The 23936-nt window shown below is 44.2% G+C and carries 20 protein-coding genes; all 20 read left to right on the forward strand.

The window, feature by feature from the left end:
- The first annotated feature begins 100 nt into the window (after nt 1-100).
- The 20 genes from SporoP37_RS14870 to mutL all read left to right on the forward strand — a co-directional run bounded on the left by SporoP37_RS14870 (nt 101) and on the right by mutL (nt 23920).
- The gene (locus SporoP37_RS14870; RefSeq protein ID WP_081244414.1) at nt 101-1669 is read left to right on the forward strand and encodes an ABC transporter ATP-binding protein; all 1569 of its coding nucleotides are present in this window, start codon (nt 101-103) and stop codon (nt 1667-1669) included.
- The gene (locus SporoP37_RS14875; RefSeq protein ID WP_085431832.1) at nt 1659-2705 is read left to right on the forward strand and encodes an ABC transporter permease; all 1047 of its coding nucleotides are present in this window, start codon (nt 1659-1661) and stop codon (nt 2703-2705) included. Before SporoP37_RS14870 ends, SporoP37_RS14875 begins: the two co-directional genes overlap by 11 nt.
- A gap of 1 nt (nt 2706) precedes the next feature.
- A complete protein-coding gene (locus tag SporoP37_RS14880; protein WP_081244415.1) occupies nt 2707-3660 on the forward strand; it encodes an ABC transporter permease in 954 nt (317 codons plus the stop codon).
- A gap of 617 nt (nt 3661-4277) precedes the next feature.
- The gene (gene yfmF / locus SporoP37_RS14885) at nt 4278-5552 is read left to right on the forward strand and encodes an EF-P 5-aminopentanol modification-associated protein YfmF (protein ID WP_081244416.1); all 1275 of its coding nucleotides are present in this window, start codon (nt 4278-4280) and stop codon (nt 5550-5552) included.
- Nucleotides 5549-6844 (forward strand): EF-P 5-aminopentanol modification-associated protein YfmH, encoded by a 1296-nt coding sequence (gene yfmH / locus SporoP37_RS14890; RefSeq protein ID WP_081244417.1) that lies wholly within the window; start codon nt 5549-5551, stop codon nt 6842-6844. The genes yfmF and yfmH overlap by 4 nt, the downstream gene beginning before the upstream one ends.
- Nucleotides 6841-7575: an elongation factor P 5-aminopentanone reductase gene (ymfI, locus tag SporoP37_RS14895; protein WP_081244418.1), complete on the forward strand. Its 735-nt coding sequence runs from the start codon at nt 6841-6843 to the stop codon at nt 7573-7575. Before yfmH ends, ymfI begins: the two co-directional genes overlap by 4 nt.
- 133 nt (nt 7576-7708) lie before the next feature.
- Entirely contained in the window at nt 7709-8503 is a 795-nt protein-coding gene (locus tag SporoP37_RS14900) for a DUF3388 domain-containing protein (protein WP_085431347.1), read from the forward strand.
- A gap of 27 nt (nt 8504-8530) precedes the next feature.
- On the forward strand, nt 8531-9331 hold the full coding sequence (locus SporoP37_RS14905) for a helix-turn-helix domain-containing protein (RefSeq protein ID WP_158233578.1): 801 nt from the start codon (nt 8531-8533) through the stop codon (nt 9329-9331).
- Between the two features lie 75 nt (nt 9332-9406).
- Nucleotides 9407-9985, forward strand: a complete 579-nt coding sequence (gene pgsA / locus SporoP37_RS14910) for a CDP-diacylglycerol--glycerol-3-phosphate 3-phosphatidyltransferase (protein ID WP_081244421.1) — start codon at nt 9407-9409, stop codon at nt 9983-9985.
- Between the two features lie 16 nt (nt 9986-10001).
- Complete coding sequence (locus SporoP37_RS14915) at nt 10002-11258, forward strand: competence/damage-inducible protein A (RefSeq protein WP_081244422.1); 1257 nt, start codon at nt 10002-10004, stop codon at nt 11256-11258.
- Between the two features lie 166 nt (nt 11259-11424).
- Nucleotides 11425-12486 carry a recombinase RecA gene (gene recA / locus SporoP37_RS14920; RefSeq protein WP_081244423.1) on the forward strand — a complete coding sequence of 354 codons (1062 nt, stop codon included), beginning with the start codon at nt 11425-11427 and terminating at the stop codon, nt 12484-12486.
- 483 nt (nt 12487-12969) lie between these two features.
- Nucleotides 12970-14529: a ribonuclease Y gene (gene rny, locus SporoP37_RS14925; protein ID WP_081244424.1), complete on the forward strand. Its 1560-nt coding sequence runs from the start codon at nt 12970-12972 to the stop codon at nt 14527-14529.
- 67 nt (nt 14530-14596) lie between these two features.
- Entirely contained in the window at nt 14597-15394 is a 798-nt protein-coding gene (locus SporoP37_RS14930; protein ID WP_085431348.1) for a TIGR00282 family metallophosphoesterase, read from the forward strand.
- 92 nt (nt 15395-15486) lie between these two features.
- Nucleotides 15487-15756 (forward strand): stage V sporulation protein S, encoded by a 270-nt coding sequence (locus SporoP37_RS14935; RefSeq protein WP_081244426.1) that lies wholly within the window; start codon nt 15487-15489, stop codon nt 15754-15756.
- 308 nt (nt 15757-16064) lie between these two features.
- Nucleotides 16065-17612, forward strand: a complete 1548-nt coding sequence (gene miaB, locus SporoP37_RS14940; protein WP_081244427.1) for a tRNA (N6-isopentenyl adenosine(37)-C2)-methylthiotransferase MiaB — start codon at nt 16065-16067, stop codon at nt 17610-17612.
- Nucleotides 17612-18046: a YlbF/YmcA family competence regulator gene (locus SporoP37_RS14945; RefSeq protein WP_081244428.1), complete on the forward strand. Its 435-nt coding sequence runs from the start codon at nt 17612-17614 to the stop codon at nt 18044-18046. The genes miaB and SporoP37_RS14945 overlap by 1 nt, the downstream gene beginning before the upstream one ends.
- Nucleotides 18047-18165: 119 nt before the next feature.
- Nucleotides 18166-18729, forward strand: coding sequence for an outer spore coat protein CotE (gene cotE, locus SporoP37_RS14950; protein WP_085431349.1), 564 nt, complete (start codon nt 18166-18168; stop codon nt 18727-18729).
- Between the two features lie 216 nt (nt 18730-18945).
- A complete protein-coding gene (locus SporoP37_RS14955; protein WP_081244430.1) occupies nt 18946-19296 on the forward strand; it encodes a DUF6568 family protein in 351 nt (116 codons plus the stop codon).
- 239 nt (nt 19297-19535) lie between these two features.
- The gene (gene mutS, locus SporoP37_RS14960; protein WP_085431350.1) at nt 19536-22097 is read left to right on the forward strand and encodes a DNA mismatch repair protein MutS; all 2562 of its coding nucleotides are present in this window, start codon (nt 19536-19538) and stop codon (nt 22095-22097) included.
- 5 nt (nt 22098-22102) lie between these two features.
- Nucleotides 22103-23920 (forward strand): DNA mismatch repair endonuclease MutL, encoded by a 1818-nt coding sequence (gene mutL / locus SporoP37_RS14965; protein WP_085431351.1) that lies wholly within the window; start codon nt 22103-22105, stop codon nt 23918-23920.
- Nucleotides 23921-23936: the final 16 nt, after the last annotated feature.

Consider the following 23936-nt stretch of genomic DNA (forward strand, 5'->3'; position numbering starts at 1 on the left):
TTTCCACTTGTCACTTGGAGGTTTTTTCACGTATTATTCAACACAAGAGCCGAACCGCTCAGTTCTTATAAATTCTATTACAGGCAGGGAAGTGATTGGAATGGATTATGTAATTGAAATGCTGGAAGTCTCCAAAAAGTTCGGAAACTTTTATGCGAATGATCATATTACGCTGCAATTGAAAAAAGGGGAGATCCATGCACTGCTTGGTGAAAACGGTGCAGGGAAGTCTACTTTAATGAACGTATTATTCGGACTGTACCAGCCAGACGGCGGAGAAATCCGGGTGCATGGGAAAAAAGTTGAGATTTCAGATCCGAACGTGGCGAATGATCTGGGAATCGGGATGGTCCATCAGCACTTTATGCTTGTGGAAAATCTGACCGTTACCGAGAATATTATCTTAGGCAGTGAGCCGACGAAATCCGGAATCATCAATATTAAAGATTCTGCAAAAAAAGTGGCTGAAATTTCAAAGATGTATGGGCTAGATGTTGACCCGTACGCGAAAATTGAAGATATTTCTGTAGGTATGCAGCAGCGTGTCGAGATTCTGAAAACACTTTATCGCGGTGCAGACATATTGATATTCGATGAGCCGACCGCTTCTTTGACACCGCAAGAAATCGATGAACTGCTGAATATCATGCGCAAGCTGGTTTCAGAAGGAAAGTCGATCATCCTGATTACACACAAATTGGCAGAAATCATGAATGTGACAGACAAAGTAACCGTTATACGCAAAGGTAAAGGGATCGGCACCGTCATTACAGCGGAAACGAATCCGGAAGAACTGGCCACTCTGATGGTAGGACGTCAAGTAACGTTCAAAACTGAAAAAGGGCCCGCCGATCCGAAAGAGGAAGTATTGAAAATTGAGGATCTCGTCGTTACTGATTATCGCGGTGTAGATAAACTGAAGGGCTTGAATCTTTCTGTTCGACGCGGAGAAATAGTCGGGATTGCAGGGATTGACGGCAACGGACAATCCGAGTTAATAGAAGCAATCACCGGTCTGGCGAAAGTTAAAAGCGGGAAAATCTATCTTAATAATGAAAACATAACCAATAAAAAGCCAAGAGAAATAACAGAAAAAGGTCTTGGACATATTCCGCAAGACCGCCACAAACATGGACTTATATTAGATTTTTCAGTCGGCTATAATACCGCACTTCAATCGTATTATCATGAACCTTTTTCCAAAGGCGGTATTATGAATTATAAAGTGGTGAATGAGAAAGCGGAAGAGCTGATTAAGGAATACGACGTCAGAACGCAAGGAACTCATGAATTGGCACGGGCATTGTCCGGGGGAAACCAGCAGAAATTGATTATTGGCCGGGAAGTTAAGCGAAATCCTGATCTGTTGATTGCTGCACTGCCGACACGCGGTCTGGACGTGGGGGCCATAGAATTTATTCATCGCCGCCTCATTGAACAGCGAGACAGCGGCAAGGCGGTTCTGCTGATTACATTTGAATTAGATGAAGTCATGAACGTTTCCGATCGGATTGCAGTTATTTACGATGGAGCGATAGTAGGCACAGTGGTGCCGCAGGAAACAACTGAACAGGCACTCGGATTGATGATGGCGGGCCATTCAAAAGATGTGGCTGAAAAGAAAGTAATAGCCGCAGAGAAGGACGGTGATGATCATCATGTCGAATAAAGTGATCAATATTTTGGTGCCGGTAATTTCGATCATTTTAGGTCTGCTTGTAGGCGCGATTGTAATGCTGGTCAGTGACTATAATCCGGTTGCCGGTTATACAGCATTGTGGAATGGTATTTTTGGTGATTCTTATGCAATCGGCGAGACAATTCGTCAGATTAGCCCCTACTTACTTGCGGGACTTGCCGTTGCATTCGCATTTAGAACAGGGCTGTTTAATATCGGGGTGGAAGGACAATTGATTGTCGGCTGGTTTGCCGCAGCATATGTAGGAATGGCATTCGAACTGCCGAAAATAATTCACTTGCCGCTTGCGCTCCTTGCTGCCGCTGCTGCAGGGGCACTTTGGGGTCTGATCCCTGGTATTTTAAAAGCCACTTTGAAAGTCCATGAAGTTATTGTTACGATCATGATGAACTATATTGCATTACATATAGTAAACGCATTAATCAAAACGCTTTCCGGCGGCGGATTCAAATTAGACCGTATTCACGAATCGGCATCCCTCCGGTCAGAATTTCTATCTAATTTAACGGATTATTCTACTTTGCACTATGGAATTTTTATCGCCTTAGCGATGGTCATTGTCATGTGGTTCATTTTAGAGAAAACCAAAACAGGATTTGAATTAAAATCTGTTGGCTTTAATGAAAATGCTGCACAATATGCAGGAATGAGTGCCAATAAAAATATTGTCCTTGCTATGGTCATCTCGGGTGCCTTCGCGGGTCTCGGCGGTGCAATGGAGGCATTGGGCACGTTTGGAAACATTTCTTCAATGGGCGGCTTCACAGGCATCGGCTTTGACGGAATCGCAGTTGCATTGCTTGGAGCGAATACTCCGCTTGGCGTAATTTTCGGTGCTACACTGTTCGGATCGCTGAAATACGGTGCAAATAACATGCCGAATGAAGCGGGCATTCCTGTAGAAATTGTGTCTATTATTATTGCATTGGTTATTTTCTTTGTTGCCTGCGGATACATCATCCGTGTAGGACTTGTGCGTTTACGTAATAAGAAGGAGGCGAAGTGACATGTTAGATGTGTTATATTTCATCATACCTATAACAATTGCTTCAGCGGCTCCTCTTATATTCACAGCAATCGGCGGCGTATTTTCAGAACGTTCCGGTGTGATCAACATCGGATTGGAAGGTCTCATGATTATGGGGGCATTCATCGGTATTTTATTTAACTTATTCTTTGCCGATACGTTTGGCGCCTGGACACCATGGCTGTCACTAATCGTTGCGATGATCGTCTCAGCTTTGTTCGCAACGCTTCACGCAATCGCTTCGATATCGTTTCGGGCAGATCAGGTAGTATCGGGTGTTGCGATCAATATGCTAGGTCTTGCTATTGCATTGTTCTCTGTTAAGATGATCTTCGGCAAAGGGCAGACGGATTTCATTCAGCAAAAAATCCCGCGTTTCAATGTGCCGTATTTGGAAGATATTCCAATCATCGGTCCCATGTTCTTTAAATTAGTGTACGGGTCTTCTATTATTGCGATAGCTGTTGCATTTATCGCATGGTTCGTTATTTACAAAACACCATTTGGTCTGCGTCTGCGTTCAGTAGGGGAACACCCGATGGCGGCAGATACGATGGGAATTAAAGTAACAAAAATCCGTTACATCGCAGTGATCATCTCGGGAGGGCTTGCCGGAATCGGCGGTGCCGTCTACTCTCAGACGATTACAAATGATTTTGGACATGCAACGATTAACGGGCAGGGATTTATGGCGCTTGCCGCAATGATTTTTGGTAAGTGGCATCCGCTTGGTGCAATGGGTGCAGCTTTATTCTTTGGTTTTGCACAAGCTCTTGCCATCAGTTCTTCAAGTATTAAATTCCTGTCTGATATTCCGGCAGTGTATTTCCATATATTCCCTTACGTTCTGACGATACTTGCTTTGGCCGGCTTCCTTGGAAAAGCGAATGCGCCGAAAGCAATTGGTAAGCCGTATATAAAAGGAAACCGATAACAGTCATAAAAGCTATCTGGAGACACATGCTCTTCAGATAGCTTTTGCAGGTTTGCATGCGTTTTACCACCTCTCGGGTTGCTTCAGCAATAAAATTAAAGGCAAAGAGCGCCTTTATTTTTATCGCCTCCAGCACCTGTCGAGGCTAAGCGGCGCTCTCAGCACTTGTGTCATCCGGCTTCGAGCGCCAGCCTCTCGGGTTGCTTCAGCAATAAAATTAAAGGCAAAGAGCGCCTTTATTTTTATCGCCTCCAGCACCTGTCGAGGCTAAGCGGCGCTCTCAGCACTTGTGTCATCCGGCTTCGAACGCCAGCCTCTCGGGTTGCTTCAGCAATAAAATTAAAAGCAAAGAGCGGCTTTTATTTTTATTGCCTCCAGCACCTGTCGAGGCTAAGCGGCGCTCTCAGCACTTGTGTCACCCGGCTTCGAACGCCAGCCTCTCGGGTTGCTTCAGCAATAAAATTAAAGGCAAAGAGCGCCTTTATTTTTATCGCCTCCAGCACCTGTCGAGGCTAAACGGCGCTCTCAGCACTTGTAGGTGTATTATTTTCCATTTCCACGGCTAAAATGTATAGTGAGACTAGGAATACATATAATAAGGTAAACGAGGTGTTTGTATGTTCAATAAAACAAAATTACAAAATGGCGTTCATTTGTATATACGGAAAACGGATCAGTTTAAAACAGTGAATGTGACGATCAAGTGGAAAGCGCCGCTGGATCAGAAGAAGGCTTCTGAACGTACGGTGCTTGCTAATGTGCTGGAGGCTACAACGAAGCAGTATCCAACGTTAAGTGAGATGCGCAAGGCGCTCGATGAACTCTATGGGACGGTATTGTTTACAGATGTCTCTAAGCGAAGTTCACAGCACATTGTTTCGCTTTATACAGAATGTGTAAACGATGAGTTTTTCGAAGGTGAAGATATCTTTAAGCAATTGTGGCAGCTGATCCGCTCTGTTGTATTTGATCCGAACGTTACAGACGGCGCATTTGATCCCGCTGTGACGGAAAGAGAAAAGCGAAATGTGCGTGACCGTATACGATCGATATATGATGACAAAACACGCTTTGCACAGAAGCGTATGCTGGAGATCATGCGTCCTGATCACCCTGCATCGATTTCAGCTTATGGAACAGAAGATGCTGTGGCAGGAATTACACATGAAAGCCTTTATGCTACATATGAAGATATGATCACTAATGATTTGATTGATATATATGTGGTGGGTGATGTGGATGAGAATGAAATCATTGAACAGATCAAGCAGTTCCTGCCTTTCACGGCAAGAGAAGCAGCTGTTCAAAACGAGTTGCCGGAAGTAACAGCACCGGATGCAGTAAAAACAGTCAGAGAAAAGCAAGATATGAAGCAAGGAAAACTGCACTTAGGTTTTGATACACCGGTTTCATTTCGCCATCCCGACTACCATAAGATGCAAGTGACGAATGGAATTTTTGGCGGGTTTGCGCACAGTAAACTGTTCATGAACGTACGGGAGAAAGAAAGTATGGCCTATTATGCAAACAGTGCATTCGCTTCACAGTACGGCATTGTCTACGTGACAGCAGGAATAGATGCGGATCTGGAAGAGAAGGCGGTTAACTTAATCCTGGAGCAGCTGACATCGCTGCAGAATGGCGGAGCAACCGAACTCGAGTTGAATCAGACGATTGCACTCCTTGAAAATAGCATTTTGGGTGCAAATGATTCTGCACGCAGCCAAATTGAAATTTACGATCAATACAAAGAGCTCGATGAAAATTTCACATCAGAGCGACTGATCAAGAAATGGGAATCTGTCACTCTGGATGATATTAAAGAAATGGCAAAAACAATTCAGCTTGAAATCGTGTATCTGCTGTCAGGCAAGGGAGATGAATCCAAATGAAAGAAATAGTATTTAATCAGCTGCAGGAAAAAATCTATACGGAAACATTGGACAACGGATTGAAAGTCGTCATTTTGCCGAAACGCGGATTTTCTAAAACATTCGTTACTTTTACTACAAAATACGGATCCATTGACCGTACATTCAAGCCGCACGGCAAAGATGAATTCATAACTGTACCGGACGGGATCGCACATTTCCTTGAACATAAAATGTTTGAGAAGGAAGACGGCGATGTATTCCAGAAATTCAGTTTGAATGGCGCCTCTGCAAACGCCTATACAACATTCGGCAGAACTGCTTATTTATTCTCTGCGACAAATAAATTAAAAGAGAATACGGAAGTGCTGTTAGATTTTGTTCAAGACCCGTACTTCACCAAACAGACTGTAGATAAAGAAAAAGGGATTATTGCCCAGGAAATTACAATGTATGATGATCAGCCCGATTGGCGTTTGTATTTCGGCACAATTGAAAATCTTTACGAAAATCATCCCGTAAAAATTGATATTGCAGGCACTGTAGAGTCCATTCAGGATATTACGGCGGAGTATTTGCATACATGCTATGAAACGTTCTATCATCCGTCCAATATGCTGCTGTTCATCGTTGGCGCTGTAGAGCCGGAAGAGATGATGGCTTTTGTCAAAGAAAACCAGGCCAAGAAAAAGTTCGATCAGCCTGAACCGATCGAACGGAAATTCCCTTCAGAATCTATGGAAGTGGATGTGCCAGAACGCACCTTAACAATGGATGTCTCAAAACCAAAGCTGAACATCGGCATGAAGTGCACTGCAGTCGACCAGCAGGGGCAGCAAATGCTGGAAACGGAATTGTCAGCCAACCTGGTCCTTGACAGTCTCTTCGGACGCACTTCTTCATTTTATGAAAAAGCCAATGCAGAAGGGCTCGTTGATGAATCATTTTCCTATGAGTTTTCAATGGAAGAGGGCTACGGTTTTGCAATGGTTGGATCAGATACCGATGAACCGGAACGTTTAGAAGAATTAATTCGTCAAACAATTAAAGACGCAAAAACTAATTGGCCGGTGCTGGATGAGGATTTAGAAAGAATGCGCAAAAAGAAAATCGGTCAATTTATGCGTTCGCTGAATTCTATAGAATTTATCGCTAATCAGTATACCCGATATGAATTTAACGAAATGAACTTATTTGACGTCGTTCCGACATTAGAGAAACTGTCAATGGATAAGTTAAAGCAGGCATTCTCTACAATTTCTGATGACAGCAGCTACACCATCTTTAAAATTCTGCCGCCAAGCACGCAATGAACAATCTGCGATTCGCTCTCGTTTTAGGTTCGTCAGGCGGAATAGGCGAAGTAATCAGCAGACAGCTGGCTGCAGCTGGCTGGTCATTATATTTGCATTATAATACAAATAAAAAACAGCTGGATCTGCTGCTGGATGAACTTAAAAAAGCGTATCCCGGCCAACAGTTCCGCAGTGTTCAGGCAGATTTTAGAGCGGAACAGGCAGCGGAAAAGCTCGCAGCAGATATTACGCACGTTCAGGCCATTGTTGTTGCCAATGGGCAAGCCTTGGTGAAACTGTTGTCCGATACAACGGAAGTAGAGATGACTGAGCTGTGGCAGGTTCATATACAAAATCCTGCCAGGTTAATCGCATTATTATCTGAAAAACTGCGCAGGCATAATGTGTCTTATATAACGTTTATCGGGTCGATTTGGGGAAGTGCCGGAGCCGCAGGGGAAGTCATGTATTCAGCGGTGAAAGGCGCGCAGCACGCATTTGTTAAAGCCTATGCAAAGGAAGCTGCTTATTCAGGCATTCGTGTCAATGCCATTGCGCCCGGATGGATTGATACTAGGATGAATCAGGAGTTCTCCGCTGAAGAGCGGCAGCAGGTGCTCGAGCAGATCCCGCTCTTGTCAGTCGGGACACCGCAGGAAATAGCGAATATGGCAGAATTTTTGCTGAGCGGAAAAGCGGATTATATGACTGGTGAGATTATTCAAATCAATGGCGGCTGGTACATATAGTCTGCGGGAAAAGGACAGCGCACGATGTCCTTTTCTTTTTTTCTTTAATTCATACGGTGTATCCGCTATTATAGAACTACATGCAAAGTAGCGCATTTTGGAAAAAAACAGATTATATGAGGGAGTGTGTCGAATGGGAGAGTGGTATGTCGAATACGAGATTCAAGTCAATCGGCCGGGATTGCTGGGCGATATCGCTTCCTTGCTCGGCATGCTGCGCGTGGACATCGTAACCATTAATGGGGTAGATGGAAGGTATCGCGGCATGCTCGTTCAAACAGATCATGATCAGCAGATTAAACGTTTTGAGTTAATCGCGTCTACTATGGACACGATTGTCATTCATAAGATCAGAGAGCCCAAATTGCGGGATATTCTGGCTGTTCGTCATGGACATTATATCCAGCGCGGGACGGATGACCGGAAAACATTCCAGTTCATACGCAGTGAACTGGGAATTCTAGTAGACTTTTTAGCCGAAATCTTTAAACAGGATGGTCATAAGTTAATTGGTGTTCGCGGGATGCCGCGGGTAGGCAAGACGGAATCAGTGGTGGCAGCGAGTGTCTGTGCCAATAAGAAATGGGTGTTTCTGTCTTCTACGATGATTAAACAAACGGTGCGCACAAGCATGATGGGTGATGAGTTTTCAGATGATAACATCTTTATTTTAGATGGGATCGTCACACGCAAATCGTCTGATGAACGGCATATGCAGCTGGTTCGTGAAATTATGGGATTGCCTACGATCAAAGTGGTTGAACATCCTGATATGTTCGTCAAGCAATCCGAATATACTATTGACGATTTTGATATCATTATAGAGTTGCGGACACACGTTGATCAGGAAATTACTTATGATATCTTGGAAAAGAATGATCAAATGTCAACCCGCAATCCCATGGGCGGATTTGATATGTTTAATTGATAGAGATTAGTTAGGTGGGTGTTGAACTTGCTCGGAATCGGTGCACGTTTAAAAGAAGCAAGAATTGCAAAAGGATTAACATTGGAAGATTTGCAGGACAGTACCAAAATCCAAAAACGTTATCTGTCGGCAATTGAAAATGAGGATTTCAAGGTGATCCCCGGTGCGTTTTATGTGCGGGTTTTCATCAAACAATATGCTGATTCAGTCGACATGGATGCGGATGAGATTTTGTCGCTGTATCAGAAGGAATATGAAAGCATTGTTCAGGACGAACAGGAAAAAGTAACCCCAGCAACTATGCAGCGCAGTGCGGGGACAAAGCAGTACAGCGAGTTAAAAGCGGCATTGCCTAAAATTATTGTGGCGGCATTCATTATCATGATATTTGTCATAGTTTATGTGTTACTAAGGGACAAAGCGGCAGAATCGGGGATTGGAAGTGACACACCGCAAGGCGATATGTCCGAATTAACGCAGACGGATACTGCTGAAGTTGAAAAGCCGAAGAAACCATTCGAACACGCTTCCACTGCAGGCGAGACGTCTACTTTTGTTGTGTCAGACCCCGACAAATTAAGAGTAATCGTGAAAACGACAGGCAATTCATGGATCTCTGTGACAGATCAGGACGGCGAAGAACGTATGCCTGATAATAGGGGCAGAGTAGTGAATGATGGAGAAACGATTGAGATCGATGCTGACGACGCTGACAGTCTGAGAATTCGGGTCGGTAACACGAACTTTGCAAAATTGACTGTTAACGGACAGCGGGTGGATTATCCAACTGACCTGATTACACAAAATATTGTTATGAAAAAGCCGTAGAAAAATAGTCATCTAAAAAGGTGACTATTTTATTATTCAGATGCACAACATGAATGTCAGGAAGGTGGACTTGCAATGAATTTGCCAAATAAAATTACGCTCTCCAGAGTATTGATGATTCCCTTTTTCATCCTGTTTCTTGCAGTAGATTTCGGCTGGGGATTGATTCGGCTGGGCGGAGTGGAAATGCCGGCAGAACATTTAGTAGGCGCAATTATTTTTATCATCGCATCAACAACAGATTGGCTGGACGGCTACTTAGCCAGAAAAAATAATCTGGTAACAAATATGGGGAAGTTCCTGGACCCGCTGGCGGATAAATTATTAGTCTCCGCGGCATTCATCTTATTGGTGGAAATGGGGGCTGCTCCTGCGTGGATCGTCATCGTAATTATTAGCCGTGAGTTTGCGGTTACAGGATTGCGGTTAATCTTAGCGGGCGGCGGAGAAGTAGTTGCCGCCAATCAATTAGGGAAAATTAAAACCGTCACGCAATTATTGGCGATTTCCTTCCTTCTATTGCATAATATTTTCTTTGAAGCAATCGGAATTCCATTCGGCACAATTATGCTATATATCGCATTAGTGTTTACCGTATGGTCAGGAGTCGATTATTTCATTAAAAACCGTAAAGTGTTAGTTGAGTCAATGTGAGGAGTGGGATTCATTCATGAAAGCAGAAATTATTGCAGTGGGATCAGAACTTTTGCTTGGTCAAATAACTAATACGAATGCCAAGTTCATTTCTGGAAGGCTGGCAGAGGCTGGATTCGACGTGTATTATCACACCGTGGTAGGCGATAATCCGCAGCGGTTGTCTGAAACGATAAAATTGGCTCAGCAGCGTGCAGACATCCTTATTTTCAGCGGAGGTCTCGGACCTACCAAAGACGACTTGACAAAGCAAACCATCGCAAAGGAATTGGGCCTTGAGCTGGTGCTGGATAATAAAGCGATGCAAACTATTTCTGAGTACTTCGATCAAGTCGGGAAAGTAATGACTGAAAATAATAAGCAGCAGGCACTTGTAATGGAAGGGGCTGCCGTACTGCCGAATCGAAACGGCATGGCGCCTGGCATGGCAATTGAAAAAGATGGAAAACAATATATTCTATTACCGGGTCCGCCCCATGAATTGGAACCGATGTTTGAAGATGAAGCAATTCCTTATCTGCGCGGAGTATACGGCAGACAGGACATCATCTCTTCAAAAGTACTGAAGCTGCAGGGCATCGGAGAATCGGAATTAGAAGTCCGTATTCAGTCTCTCTTAGAAAAACAGACAAATCCTACAATTGCACCGCTTGCATCGCCGGGAATGGTGAAATTGCGAATTACCGCAAAAGCCAGAACAGAAGAGGAAGCGCAAAAATTGATCTTGCCTGTGGAGCAGGAAATCCGTTCGATTGTGGGAGAGTTCATCTATGGTGTAGATGATGATACCCTGGCATCTAAAACAACTGAACTCCTGCTGCAGAATGATTGGTCAATTTCTGCTGCTGAAAGTCTTACTTCCGGCATGTTCATGGCAGAACTCGGATCTGAACCCGGTATCGGCAATGCATTAAAAGGCGGCGTCGTTGTCTATAATAAGGAAATGAAAATTGAACAGCTGGACATTTTGCCGTCACTGTTTGATTTTCACGGCATTGTCAGTGCAGAGTGTGCTGCTGCTATGGCGGAAAGCGTCAGAGAACGTTTCGGCACAACATTTGGCGTCGGACTGACGGGTGCGGCAGGTCCAGAACCGCATGACGGGCAGCCGCCTGGAACGGTTTGGATCGGAATCGCTGCAGAAGGCATGAAAACCGCTGCCTATAAACTTCAGCTGTCGGGAACCCGCAACACCAATCGCAGGAGATCCGTGCAGTTTGCTCTGCATTACCTTATTCAGATGATGAAAGAGAAAAAAGAACTGAAGTATTGAATTTTGCTGCCGATTCAGCCGTCAAAAATCAATTTCACCCAGTAAATGAGGTTTGTTTTTCAATTTCTGTTTCTAATTAATCGAATACCCGTTCGTTTATTTCTTGTGTATTGCGCGGATAAAAGGTATAATAAGAGTAGAAATAGAGTTTGAGGAGGAATTGTGATTGAATAATCGTAAAGCGGCTTTAGATATGGCGTTAAAACAAATAGAAAAACAATTTGGTAAAGGTTCTGTCATGAAACTTGGAGAAAAGACCGATCTTCAAATTGCTACATCATCTTCAGGATCACTGGCACTGGATGCGGCACTTGGAATAGGCGGATATCCGCGCGGACGTGTGATTGAAGTATACGGACCGGAGAGTTCGGGTAAAACGACGGTTTCATTGCACGCAATTGCAGAAGTTCAGGCAAGCGGCGGAACTGCAGCGTTCATTGACGCGGAGCACGCGCTGGATCCTGTCTATGCGCAAAAACTGGGTGTCAATATTGATGAATTGCTGCTGTCACAGCCGGATACAGGCGAGCAGGCACTGGAAATCGCAGAAGCACTCGTACGTTCAGGTGCTGTCGACATCATTGTCGTTGACTCCGTGGCAGCGCTTGTGCCAAAAGCGGAAATTGAAGGCGAAATGGGAGATGCACACGTTGGTTTGCAGGCGCGTTTAATGTCACAGGCATTGCGTAAGCTTTCAGGCGCCATCAATAAATCGAATACCATTGCCGTTTTCATTAACCAGATTCGTGAAAAAGTCGGCGTTATGTTTGGTAACCCGGAAGTTACGCCGGGCGGCCGCGCGTTAAAGTTCTATTCTTCCGTTCGGCTTGAAGTGCGCCGCGGCGAAGCGATCAAGCAAGGGAACGATATCATGGGTAATAAAACAAGAATTCGTGTCGTGAAAAATAAAGTTGCACCGCCTTTCCGTACTGCAGAAGTAGATATTATGTATGGTGAAGGAATTTCAAAAGAAGGTGAAATTCTGGATCTGGGCTCAGAATTGGAAGTAGTCCAAAAGAGTGGTGCCTGGTATTCCTACGAAGGAGAGCGTTTAGGACAAGGCCGTGAAAACGCGAAACAATTCCTGAAGGAAAACAAAGACATGCGTAATGAAATCGCAGCAAAAATTCGTGAATCATATGGTTTGGACAGCACGAATTATGTGATAGCAGCTCATGACGAAGAAGATGAGCTCGAAGAATTACTGCTTATGCCGGAAGAAAAATAATTTTTCACACAGACCCGCCAATGAACATTGGGGGTCTTTTTCATACGTTGAAATAAATTTCTGCAGATTAGAAGAAAACAACTGTAAAATCTATATGAAACCATGTGAAATTAAACCGGACAATCAAAAATAATCCATCATTCCTTGACACAATAAAAATACAACTATACAATTAAAGTGGCGTATTATATACGTCCTATATTTAACAAACCAATCAATTGTTTTTTTGGCGGTATGTTGATTTTAACTTAATTCAGCAATTATGTACGTTAAGTAAAAAGTAGTGGCATGAATAGAAAACAGTCCCGGAGCAACAGGGTTTCTACTACCCGTTGGATTAAGTTAAGCCTTCGGCGTTTTCACAAATTTTCGGGACATTACCGGGAACTTCGGTAATAGGTAACGTGAAGAAATTCGCCGCGGCAAAAATTGATTATACGAGCCGACTGAAAAGAAAAGAATAAGCAGGAGGAGGTGACCTCAATGGGTATTGAAATACTCATCTCCGTTTTGCTAAGTCTCATCGTCGGTGCAGTTGTTAGCTTTTTTATATTGAAAAATGTGAATGATTCAAAAGTGACTGGTGCCAAACACACTGCCAGCCAAATCGTCGAAGAGGCGAAGCGTGAAGCGGAGTCAGTGAAAAAAGAGGCACTGTTAGAAGCGAAAGATGAAACTCACGAACTGCGGCTTGAAGCAGAAACAGAAATCCGTGAGAGAAGGACGGAACTACAGAAACAGGAAAACCGTCTCTTACAGCGTGAAGAAAACCTTGATCGCAAGGATGATGCGCTCAATAAAAGAGAAGCAGGTCTAGAGCGCAAAGAAGAAGCGCTATTAGAAAGACAACAGCATATTGAAGAGATGGAACGCAAAGCGGAAGAACTCGTTACGAAACAGAAGACCGAGCTGGAAAGAATTTCTTCTCTTACCCGAGATGAAGCAAAACGCGTGATCTTGGAAGATGTCGAAGAAGAACTGTCAACAGATATTGCGGTCATGACGAAAGAATCAGAGCAGCGGGCGAAAGAGGAATCTGAGCGAAAAGCTCGTGAAATTCTTTCGTTGGCACTGCAGCGGTTTGCGGCAGATCATGTGGCAGAAACGACTGTCTCTGTCGTCAATTTACCTAATGATGAGATGAAAGGCCGCATCATCGGCCGTGAAGGACGAAATATTCGTACGCTTGAAACACTCACAGGAATTGATCTGATTATTGACGATACACCAGAAGCAGTCATTCTTTCCGGTTTCGATCCGGTACGCAGAGAAACAGCACGGCTGGCTCTTGAAAAACTGGTTCAGGACGGACGAATCCATCCTGCGCGTATCGAAGAAATGGTGGACAAGTCCAGAAGAGAAGTGGACGAGCTCATACGGGAAAAAGGAGAGCAGACTACATTTGATGTAGGTGTTCACAACTTGCATCCTGATATGATTAAAATCCTCGGGCGTCTGCACTTCCGTACAAGTTACGGACAGAACGTTCTGAAGCACTCCATAGAAGTGGCCTATTTGACAGGCTTACTTGCAGCGGAGCTCGGAGAAGACGTTACGCTTGCAAGACGTGCCGGTTTACTTCACGATATTGGAAAAGCAATTGACCATGAAGTGGAAGGCAGTCATGTGCAGATTGGTAAAGAGCTGGCAGTGAAATATAAAGAACATCCAGTTGTCATTAACAGTATTGCTTCCCACCACGGTGATGAAGAGGCAACATCTGTTATCGCTGTACTTGTAGCAGCAGCAGATGCATTATCTGCGGCAAGACCGGGTGCACGAAGCGAAACATTGGAAAACTATATTAAACGTCTGCAAAAGCTCGAAGAAATCTCGGAATCATATGAAGGTGTAGAAAAGTCATTTGCTATTCAGGCAGGCCGGGAAGTGCGTATTATTGTCAGACCTGAACAAATTGACGACATCACTGCACACCGTCTGGCACGTGATATCCGAAAACAGATCGAAGAAGAATTAAATTACCCGGGGCATATTAAAGTGACGGTCATTCGGGAGACCCGCGCAGTAGAATATGCAAAATAATACCTGACATAAAACAGCTTCCGATTCGTTTGGAAGCTGTTTTCATTTTGGAAAGAGGTTAGTACAGATGAAAGTAATTTTTATTGGAGATATTGTTGGATCGATGGGCAGAGAAATGGTGACAGATTATTTATCGCGTCTGAAACGCAAATACCAGGCGGATGTTATTATCGCAAATGGAGAAAACGCAGCTTCAGGCAGAGGGATTACCAAATCTATTTATCATGATTTATTGCATGCCGGCGTAGATGTCATCACGATGGGAAATCATACGTGGGACCAGCGCGAAATTTATGATTTCATTGATGATGTCGATTATTTAATCCGGCCGGCAAACTTCTCTGAACAGGCGCCAGGCAAAGGAATGACGTCTGTCACGAAAAATGGCGTCACACTTTCTGTAATTAATTTGCATGGCCGCACATTTCTGCCGCCGCATGATGATCCTTTTGCGAAAGCGGATGATTTAGTAGAACAGGCATTGGAGACATCGCCGCTTGTTTTTGTTGATTTCCATGCGGAAGCAACGAGTGAAAAAATTGCGATGGGCTGGCATCTTGATGGAAAAGCGTCTGTTGTAGTAGGGACGCACACACATGTACAGACTGCCGATGAGCGGATTCTTCCTGGCGGTACTGCTTATTTGACAGATGCAGGAATGACAGGTCCGTATGATGAAATCCTTGGCATGAAAAAAGAGGATGTGCTGTATCGGTTCTATACTAATTTGCCCACCCGGTTTGAAGTGCCAAAAAGGGGCCGGCCGCAGCTCAACGGCATGTTCGTCGAATTGGATGACAAAACGGGAAAAGCGACTAAAATTGAACGAATTCGCATTAACGAAGATCACCCGTTCACAAACTGACTTTCGAGGTGTCTAAAACCTTCTTGCTTATCATAGGATGTTGTATGGAATATACGCGTTCCATAGACATTGCAAAATAAGGAGGAAATATCGTGAGTCCCTTGAAAGTATCTTCCCGCTCGAATCCGAACTCAGTAGCTGGTGCATTAGTTGCGGTCATTCGTGAACAAGGCTATGCGGAGATTCAGGCAGTCGGAGCCGGAGCATTAAATCAAGCAGTAAAAGCAATTGCGATCGCAAGAGGATTCGTAGCACCAAGCGGAGGCGATCTAGTTTGCGCGCCTGCATTCACTGATATCGAAATCAACGGAGAAGGGCGCACAGCGCTCAAACTCTTCGTAGAAAAAAAGGATCGGAAGTAGAACGTAAAATACCATGAGATCTGTGGTATGAGACTGAAGACAAACTCTTACTGCAGAGTTTAGCTTCAGTTTTTTTATATTGCGGGCAGAACAGCGTCTCTCCATCCAATAAAACGACGAACTGCAAGCGGCAGACTTCATTCCGGAAGATAAATCACGTGGCGTGTTTTCAATAGTCTCCAATCTCTTTTGTCTTTCATGACAAACAAGCAACAATTTTCCCCTTTGCTGTCATATCCGGCGAAAGTTCAGTATAATAACATCATGTATGCTTATTTCCCGATAAGTAATAGAAAGGGGCTACTGCAATGAATGAAGAACAGCGCCTGCAGGCTGGACTCGCTACAGAGGATAAACCGACAGCTAAACCGGCAGAGAAAGACTACAGTAAATATTTTGAGTCTGTGTATAGCGGACCTTCTCTGAAAGACGCAAAAAAACGCGGGAAAGAAGAAGTGGAATATCACGATAACTTTCAAATAGATCAACGTTTTAAAGGGATGGGACAAGGCCGTAAGTTTTTCATCCGCACTTTTGGCTGTCAGATGAATGAACATGACACGGAAGTCATCGCAGGTATCCTTATGGCACTTGGTTATGAAGCCACAGACAACGTTAAAGATGCAGATGTCATCTTGCTGAACACTTGTGCCATACGAGAAAACGCGGAAAACAAAGTGTTTGGTGAACTGGGTCACTATAAACCGCTCAAAACGGAAAAGCCTGATTTATTAATCGGGGTGTGCGGCTGCATGTCTCAGGAAGAATCCGTTGTAAATAAAATATTAAAAACGTATGATCAAGTAGATATGATTTTTGGGACGCATAATATCCACCGATTACCGAACATTTTACATGAGGCATATATGTCCAAAGAGATGGTCATAGAAGTGTGGTCAAAAGAAGGCGACGTGATTGAAGATTTGCCGAAAGTCCGCCACGGCAAGATCAAAGCATGGGTTAATATTATGTACGGATGCGATAAGTTCTGTACGTATTGTATCGTGCCGTATACACGCGGAAAAGAGCGCAGCAGACGGCCGAAGGATATCATTCAGGAAGTCCGGCAGCTGGCCGCAGAAGGGTATAAAGAGATCACCTTGCTTGGTCAGAACGTCAATGCGTACGGCAAAGACTTCGAGGACATCAATTATCGGCTTGGAGACCTGATGGATGAATTGCGGTTAATTGATATTCCTAGGATCCGTTTCACAACCAGTCATCCGCGTGATTTCGATGATCACTTAATTGAAGTGCTTGCAAAAGGCGGCAATCTTGTCGATCATATTCATTTGCCGGTTCAATCAGGTTCGACGGATATGCTGAAAATCATGGCCCGTAAATATACACGCGAAAGTTATTTGGAGTTAGTGGATAAAATCAGAGCTGCGATCCCAAATGCGTCATTGACGACAGATATAATCGTTGGTTTCCCTAATGAAACAGACGAACAGTTTGAAGAAACGATGTCACTTTATCGTGAAGTCGGCTTTGACATGGCGTTCACATATATTTATTCACCGCGTGAAGGAACACCTGCTGCGAAGATGCAGGATAATGTATCAATGGAAGTAAAAAAGGAGCGTTTACAGCGTTTAAATAAACTTGTAAACGAACTGTCTGCAGAAGCGATGAAGCCCTATGAAGGACAGATTGTAAAAGTGCTCGTCGAAGGGGAAAGTAAGCGAAACCCTGACGTGCTCGCCGGTTATACCGAGAAAAATAAGCTGGTGAATTTTGCAGGACCGCGTTCTGTAATCGGTGAGATCGTAGAAGTACAGATTAAAGAAGCAAAATCATGGTCACTCAACGGTGAATTCATCGGAGTGGTCAAAGAGGAAAAGGTGATGTTATAATGGAAAAAACGTTTACGAAAGACGAAATTATAGAAAAAGCGCGCGAGCTGGCGCACATGCTGGCAAACACGGAAGAGGTTGAATTCTATAAGCGTGCAGAAGCACAAATTAATGAAAATCAAAAAGTGCGTGAAAAGATCGCAAGCTTGAAATCACTTCAAACTCAGGCTGTAAACTTCCAGAACTACGAAAAAGAACGCGCATTGAAAGCAATTGAGAAGAAAATTGAGCAGGTTCAAGGCGAAATTGATGAAATTCCATTAGTTCAGGAGTTCAAACAGTCACAGGACGAAGTCAATAACTTGCTTCAGTTGGTTTCCAATACAATCGCAAACAGCGTAACAGATGAAATTATTGAATCAACAGGCGGCGATTTATTGCGCGGCGAAACAGGCTCATATGTAGAGAATACGCAGAAAAAATCATTGTCGTAAATATTAAATCGGCTAAGGAGAAAATTCCTTGCCGATTTTTTCAATTTTTGGGCTGCTGTTGCATAGGATGGATAGAAGCCTAAGAAGGAGGAAGAAAACTGAAAAACTTACGACAAATTGTGACCAAAGCTGTTATCGCCAAAGGGAAGCACCGTTCAGATTCCAACGTGACGCTGAAGCCGCCTAATCGTCCTTCCAGCATTTTAGGTTGCTGGGTAATCAACCACACGCACCAGGCAAAAAAGGTCGGCTCACATGTGGAAGTAACGGGCAGTTTTGATGTAAATGTTTGGTACTCGCATCATGATCACTCCAAAACATCCGTTTTTACGGAATCTGTTCCTTACAAGGATAAGATTGCATTACATTACCGGGATGAACCCACCTCTGCGAAAGAAGAGACAATCGTAACGGTGCTGCAGCATCCAAATTGTACGGAAGCCAGTATTTCTGAATGCGGCCAAAACTTCTCAATTTCCATTGAAAGAGAGTTATTGGTGGAAATGATCGGTGAAACAAAAGTTTCTGTCACCATTCATCCGCATCCGTATGACGAAGAATGGCCGATGGCTGAAATAGAATCAGAATCTACCTCTGTCGTTATGGAAGATAAGACAAATAAAGAGAGTGTGAATAAAGAACAGCCTCATCAGCCGCCAAAGCGTAAAGATTCACCATTTTAAAAGCCGGGAGTTTTACCGGCTTTTTTTATTTTGGGTTCAGCTACAAAGAATAAAGCATGAGGACATGGTCAGTCATTATGCGTGCATGGACAGTACATTTATTCAACAGGACAGAAGCAGTTTCGAAACGCTGACAGTCAGCGAAGTAAGCAAAACCTTTTTTAACATGTATCCATTGCGTTATACTAATGAAAGAAGAGAAAGGAGTTTTGACTGATGTTTACTGCTTATGAAGAAACTGTAGCTGCATTTGATAAAATTGATTCTGCAAAAGCACTGGATCTGGTTAAAGGGGAAGACGAGGCTGTCATCTATATTGGCAAGTCTGTATGTCCATATTGCCAAAAATTCGTTGGGAAATTGAAAAAAGCATCTGAAGAAACAAACACTCATATTTACTATGTCGATAGCGCAGAAGCGTCTGACATGAAAGGAATTACAGCGTTCCGAAATGAATACGAGATTCCTACGGTACCAGGCTTCGTCTATACTGACGGCAGCTCAGTGCATGTGAAGTGCGATTCATCTATGCCTGAAGAAGAAATTAAATCGTTCATGAATAAATAACCCGGTTATACATCCTGCATATGATCAATAAGTCTGGATTTTATACTGGATTCCCAAAATAAGCCACACAGAACAAAATTGTTCTGTATGGCTTATTTCCGCTTTACAGGGACAGGGCAATTTATTTTATGTTGCCAATCACCTTTTAATTGAAAAAAACAACAATCCCTTTTGATTCGTTAACTTCGGGGCTGTTTGATATAATGAAGAGAAAATGATCGAGTAAAAGAGGGTTTACCATGTCTGAGCATACACCAATGATACAGCAGTATTTAAAAATTAAAGAACAGTACACAGATGCATTTCTATTTTTCCGGTTAGGGGACTTTTATGAAATGTTCTTTGAAGATGCGGTCAATGCATCTTCCATTTTGGAAATCACATTAACGAGCAGGGACTCCGGTGCAAGAGACCGCATTCCAATGTGCGGCATACCGTACCATTCTGCCACTGGGTATATTGAAACGTTAATACAGAAAGGCCATAAAGTGGCGATTTGTGAGCAGATGGAAGATCCGCGCTCAGTAAAGGGAATTGTGAAACGTGAAGTTGTCAAAGTCATTACGCCGGGGACATTGACTGAAGGGAAAACGATAGATACCGAAGCCAATCATTTCATCGGTGCAATCGACAGCCTCGGGAATCAATGTTATGCATTGGCATACCTGGATGTAGGAACAGGTGAAGGGAAAGTAGAGCTGATAGAAGGAAGCGAGCGGACTTTGCTGGCCGAAATCGAATCACTTGGAATGAAGGAAATCGTTGTAGATCAACAGCTCCATGTGATGCTGGCAGACCTGTTTGAAAGCCGTGAAATTATGCTGTCCATTGAAGATACCGAGCATGCGGGGACGATCGGCCGCGACACTTATGAACATCTCCCCGAGCAATTGCAGGAAGCCTGCCGCAAGTTGCAATCATACCTGCTGCGCATGCAAAAAATGGTCTTCGGTCATCTTCGTCCTTTCGTTTATATCGAAAAAGATGCAAAGTTATCCATTGATGCGAATTCTATGCGGAATTTAGAGCTTGTTCAAACTATCCGTTCGGGCAAAAAGGAAGGAACATTATTCTGGGTGCTTGATGAAACAGTCACAGCGATGGGCGCCAGAAAACTGCGCATGTGGATTCACCAGCCCCTTGCACAGCGTCAAGCCATTGAAGACCGCCTGGAAACCGTAAGTAATTTATTGGATGAATTTTTCTTGCGTGAAGAACTTTTGGAAGAGCTGCATGACGTATATGACGTGGAACGCCTGGCAGGAAGAATATCCATGGGCAGTGCAAGTGCACGGGATCTGGCACAGTTACGGAATTCATTATCACACATTCCGAAATTAAAACAGCTGCTCGAAGAATCGGGCCGTCCTATGCTGCAGCGATTGGCGGATCGAATGGATCCGTGCAGCGAAACGTTTCAGCTGCTGACAGATGCGATTGCAGTCAACCCGCCTATATCTGTAAAAGATGGCGGACTGATACGTGACGGCTACAATGAAAAACTGGATGAATTGCGGGATGCGTCACGTAATGGGAAGACGTGGCTGGCGCAGCTAGAGCAACAAGAGCGGCAGCTGACTGGTATTAAAACATTGAAAATCGGCTATAACCGGATTTTCGGCTATTATATAGAAATCACCAAATCCAATATTCACTTGGCAGACTTGTCCCGTTACGAGCGTAAACAGACATTGGCCAATGCCGAGCGATACATAACGACAGAACTGAAAGAAAAAGAGGAACTGATTCTGAACGCTGAGGCAGACAGCCAGACATTAGAACTGGATTTGTTCCAGTCAATCCGTGAACAGGTAAAAAGCGATGTGCAGCGCATTCAGCAGTTAGCTTCCGTCATCAGTGAACTGGATGTGTTATTGGCATTTGCAAAAGTGTCTGAAAAAAATCAGTATGTCCGTCCGCAATTTCATACAGGCCGGGCACTCGATATACAAAATGGCCGGCATCCTGTTGTAGAGAAAATGATGAATCACTCACTGTATATTCCAAATTCCTGCACGCTTGCCGAAGACGAGAATATGCTGCTCATCACCGGCCCGAATATGTCCGGTAAAAGTACGTATATGCGTCAGGTGGCGCTTACGGTAGTGATGGCGCAAATCGGCTGCTTTGTACCGTGTGAGACTGCCTTGCTGCCTATTACAGATCAAATATTCACAAGGATTGGTGCGGCAGATGACGTGGCATCGGGACAAAGTACGTTCATGATGGAGATGATGGAGTCACAGTATGCTCTTGCTCACGCATCATCCAGCAGCCTGCTGTTATTTGATGAAATCGGCCGCGGGACATCTACTTATGATGGCATGGCACTTGCGCAGGCAATGATGGAATACATCCATGAAGAAATCGGAGCCAATACGTTATTTTCCACCCATTATCATGAATTGACCAAGTTGGAAGACGTGCTGGCGCGCTTAGTAAATGTTCATGTGGCAGCAAAAGAACAGGACGGCAAAGTCGTATTCCTGCATAAGGTGTTGCCGGGAGCAGCTGACCGAAGTTACGGGATTCATGTTGCGGAACTGGCAGGACTGCCTGGTGAAGTAGTCAGCCGCGCAAAAACTCTGTTGCAGCAATTTGAAAAAGACAGTACAACAAAAGCGGCGGTATCGGAACAGCTTGCCTTATTTGATGCGCATGATGAACCCGTCCTGTCAAACGAACGAGAGAAGCTGCTGAAGGAAATAAAAACAGTGGATTTAATGAATATGACACCAATGCAAACGATGCAGAAATTAATGGAATGGAAGGAACGGCTGATGACCGATAAGGAAGGGTGAAGCGGATGAATCAAATTCACATTATGAATGACACACTGGCCAATAAAATTGCGGCGGGGGAAGTAGTGGAACGCCCCGCTTCAATCGTCAAGGAACTGGTGGAGAATGCGATTGATGCGCAAAGCACCAAAATTGAAGTATCGCTTGTGGAGGCAGGTCTGACTTCAATCCGTGTGACCGATAACGGCAACGGAATGTCTGGGGAAGACGCGATACGCTGTTTTGAACGGCATGCCACAAGTAAAATTACCAATGAACACGACCTGTTTCGGATCCGAACGCTTGGATTTCGCGGGGAGGCATTGGCAAGTATCGCGGCCGTATCGAAAGTTTCATTATGGACTTCTGACGGCGAACAGGGTGCGGTCGTTGAAATTGAAGGCGGAAAGGTTCTCAAGCATGAAGCAGGGGCGCTCCGAAAAGGAACAGACTTCCTTATTGAGCAATTATTTTTTAATACGCCCGCGCGTTTAAAATATATGAAAACCATTCAGACAGAACTTGGTCATACAATTGATTTAATCAACCGTCTGGCATTAAGCCACCCAGACATATCTTTCACTTTGACGCATGATCAGCATCAAATTCTCAGGACTTCGGGTTCAGGAGATTTATTGCGGGTATTATCTGATATATACGGCTTCGGAGTGGCCCGTAAAATGATATCTTTTCAAAAAGAAGATGCGGATTTCGCTGTGAAAGGTTTCATTACACTGCCTGAAATGACACGGGCATCAAAAAACTACATTTCCCTTCTGATGAACGGACGTTGGATTAAAAGTTATGCCGGAACACAGGCGGCAATTGATGCAATGCATACGTATTTGCCGATTGGCCGATTTCCCATAGCTGTAATCGATATTACTGCAGATCCTATATTAACAGATGTCAATGTGCATCCTGCAAAGCGACATATTCGGATCAGTAAAGAAGGCGAACTGCTGTCTCTCATAAAAAATGCAATTCGGGAGGCAATACAAGGGGTGACCATTATTCCGGACGCTGTGAAAAAGGAGAAGCCTGTTAAAAGGGAATCGGAGCAGCAGACAATTTGGACGCCAGCCTATCGCCGGCCAGAAATAACGGCGCCTGCCGAACAGCAGACCTATCAGCCGACCGCCCCAGCGCCAGCATTTCCTGAAGCGGTTTTTGAGCAGCAGGAAGAACCAGCACCTGCAGAGCCAGAGCCTGTCATCGAAGAGCCTGCAGTATTTGAGCAGGAAATACAGGAAACGAATCACTTTCCTTCCATCGTGCCAATCGGACAAGTCCACGGCACCTATATCGTGGCACAGAATGAAGATGGATTTTATTTAATCGATCAGCATGCAGCACAGGAGCGGATTAAATACGAGTATTTCAAAGTGAAGCTTGGTCAGGTGGATGCGGGTGAACGTCAGCAGCTGCTGCTGCCTCTCGTTTTTCATTATTCAGCAGACGAACAAGTGAAGATAGAAGAATGCAAAGATGCGCTGGAAGAAGTCGGTGTGTTTTTGGAGGCATTCGGGCCGGCGACGTATACAGTAAAAGAATATCCTGCCTGGTTTCCCGAGGGACAGGCAGCCGCAATCATAGAAGAAATGATTGAGCAGGTTTTGGATAAAAGAAAAGTCGATGTGGAAAAGCTGCGGGAAGAAAGCGCCATTATGATGAGCTGTAAAAAATCTATTAAGGCTAATTATTTCTTAAGACAAGAGGATATGGAGCGTTTACTGACGGATTTGGGCACTTGTGAAAATCCGTATACCTGTCCGCACGGCCGGCCGGTGCTGATTCATTTTACAACTTATGAATTGGAAAAAATGTTCAAGCGTGTAATGTGACGGAGCAGTTCAGAGA

This window comes from Sporosarcina sp. P37 (assembly GCF_002109365.1).
GTDB lineage: Bacteria > Bacillota > Bacilli > Bacillales_A > Planococcaceae > Sporosarcina.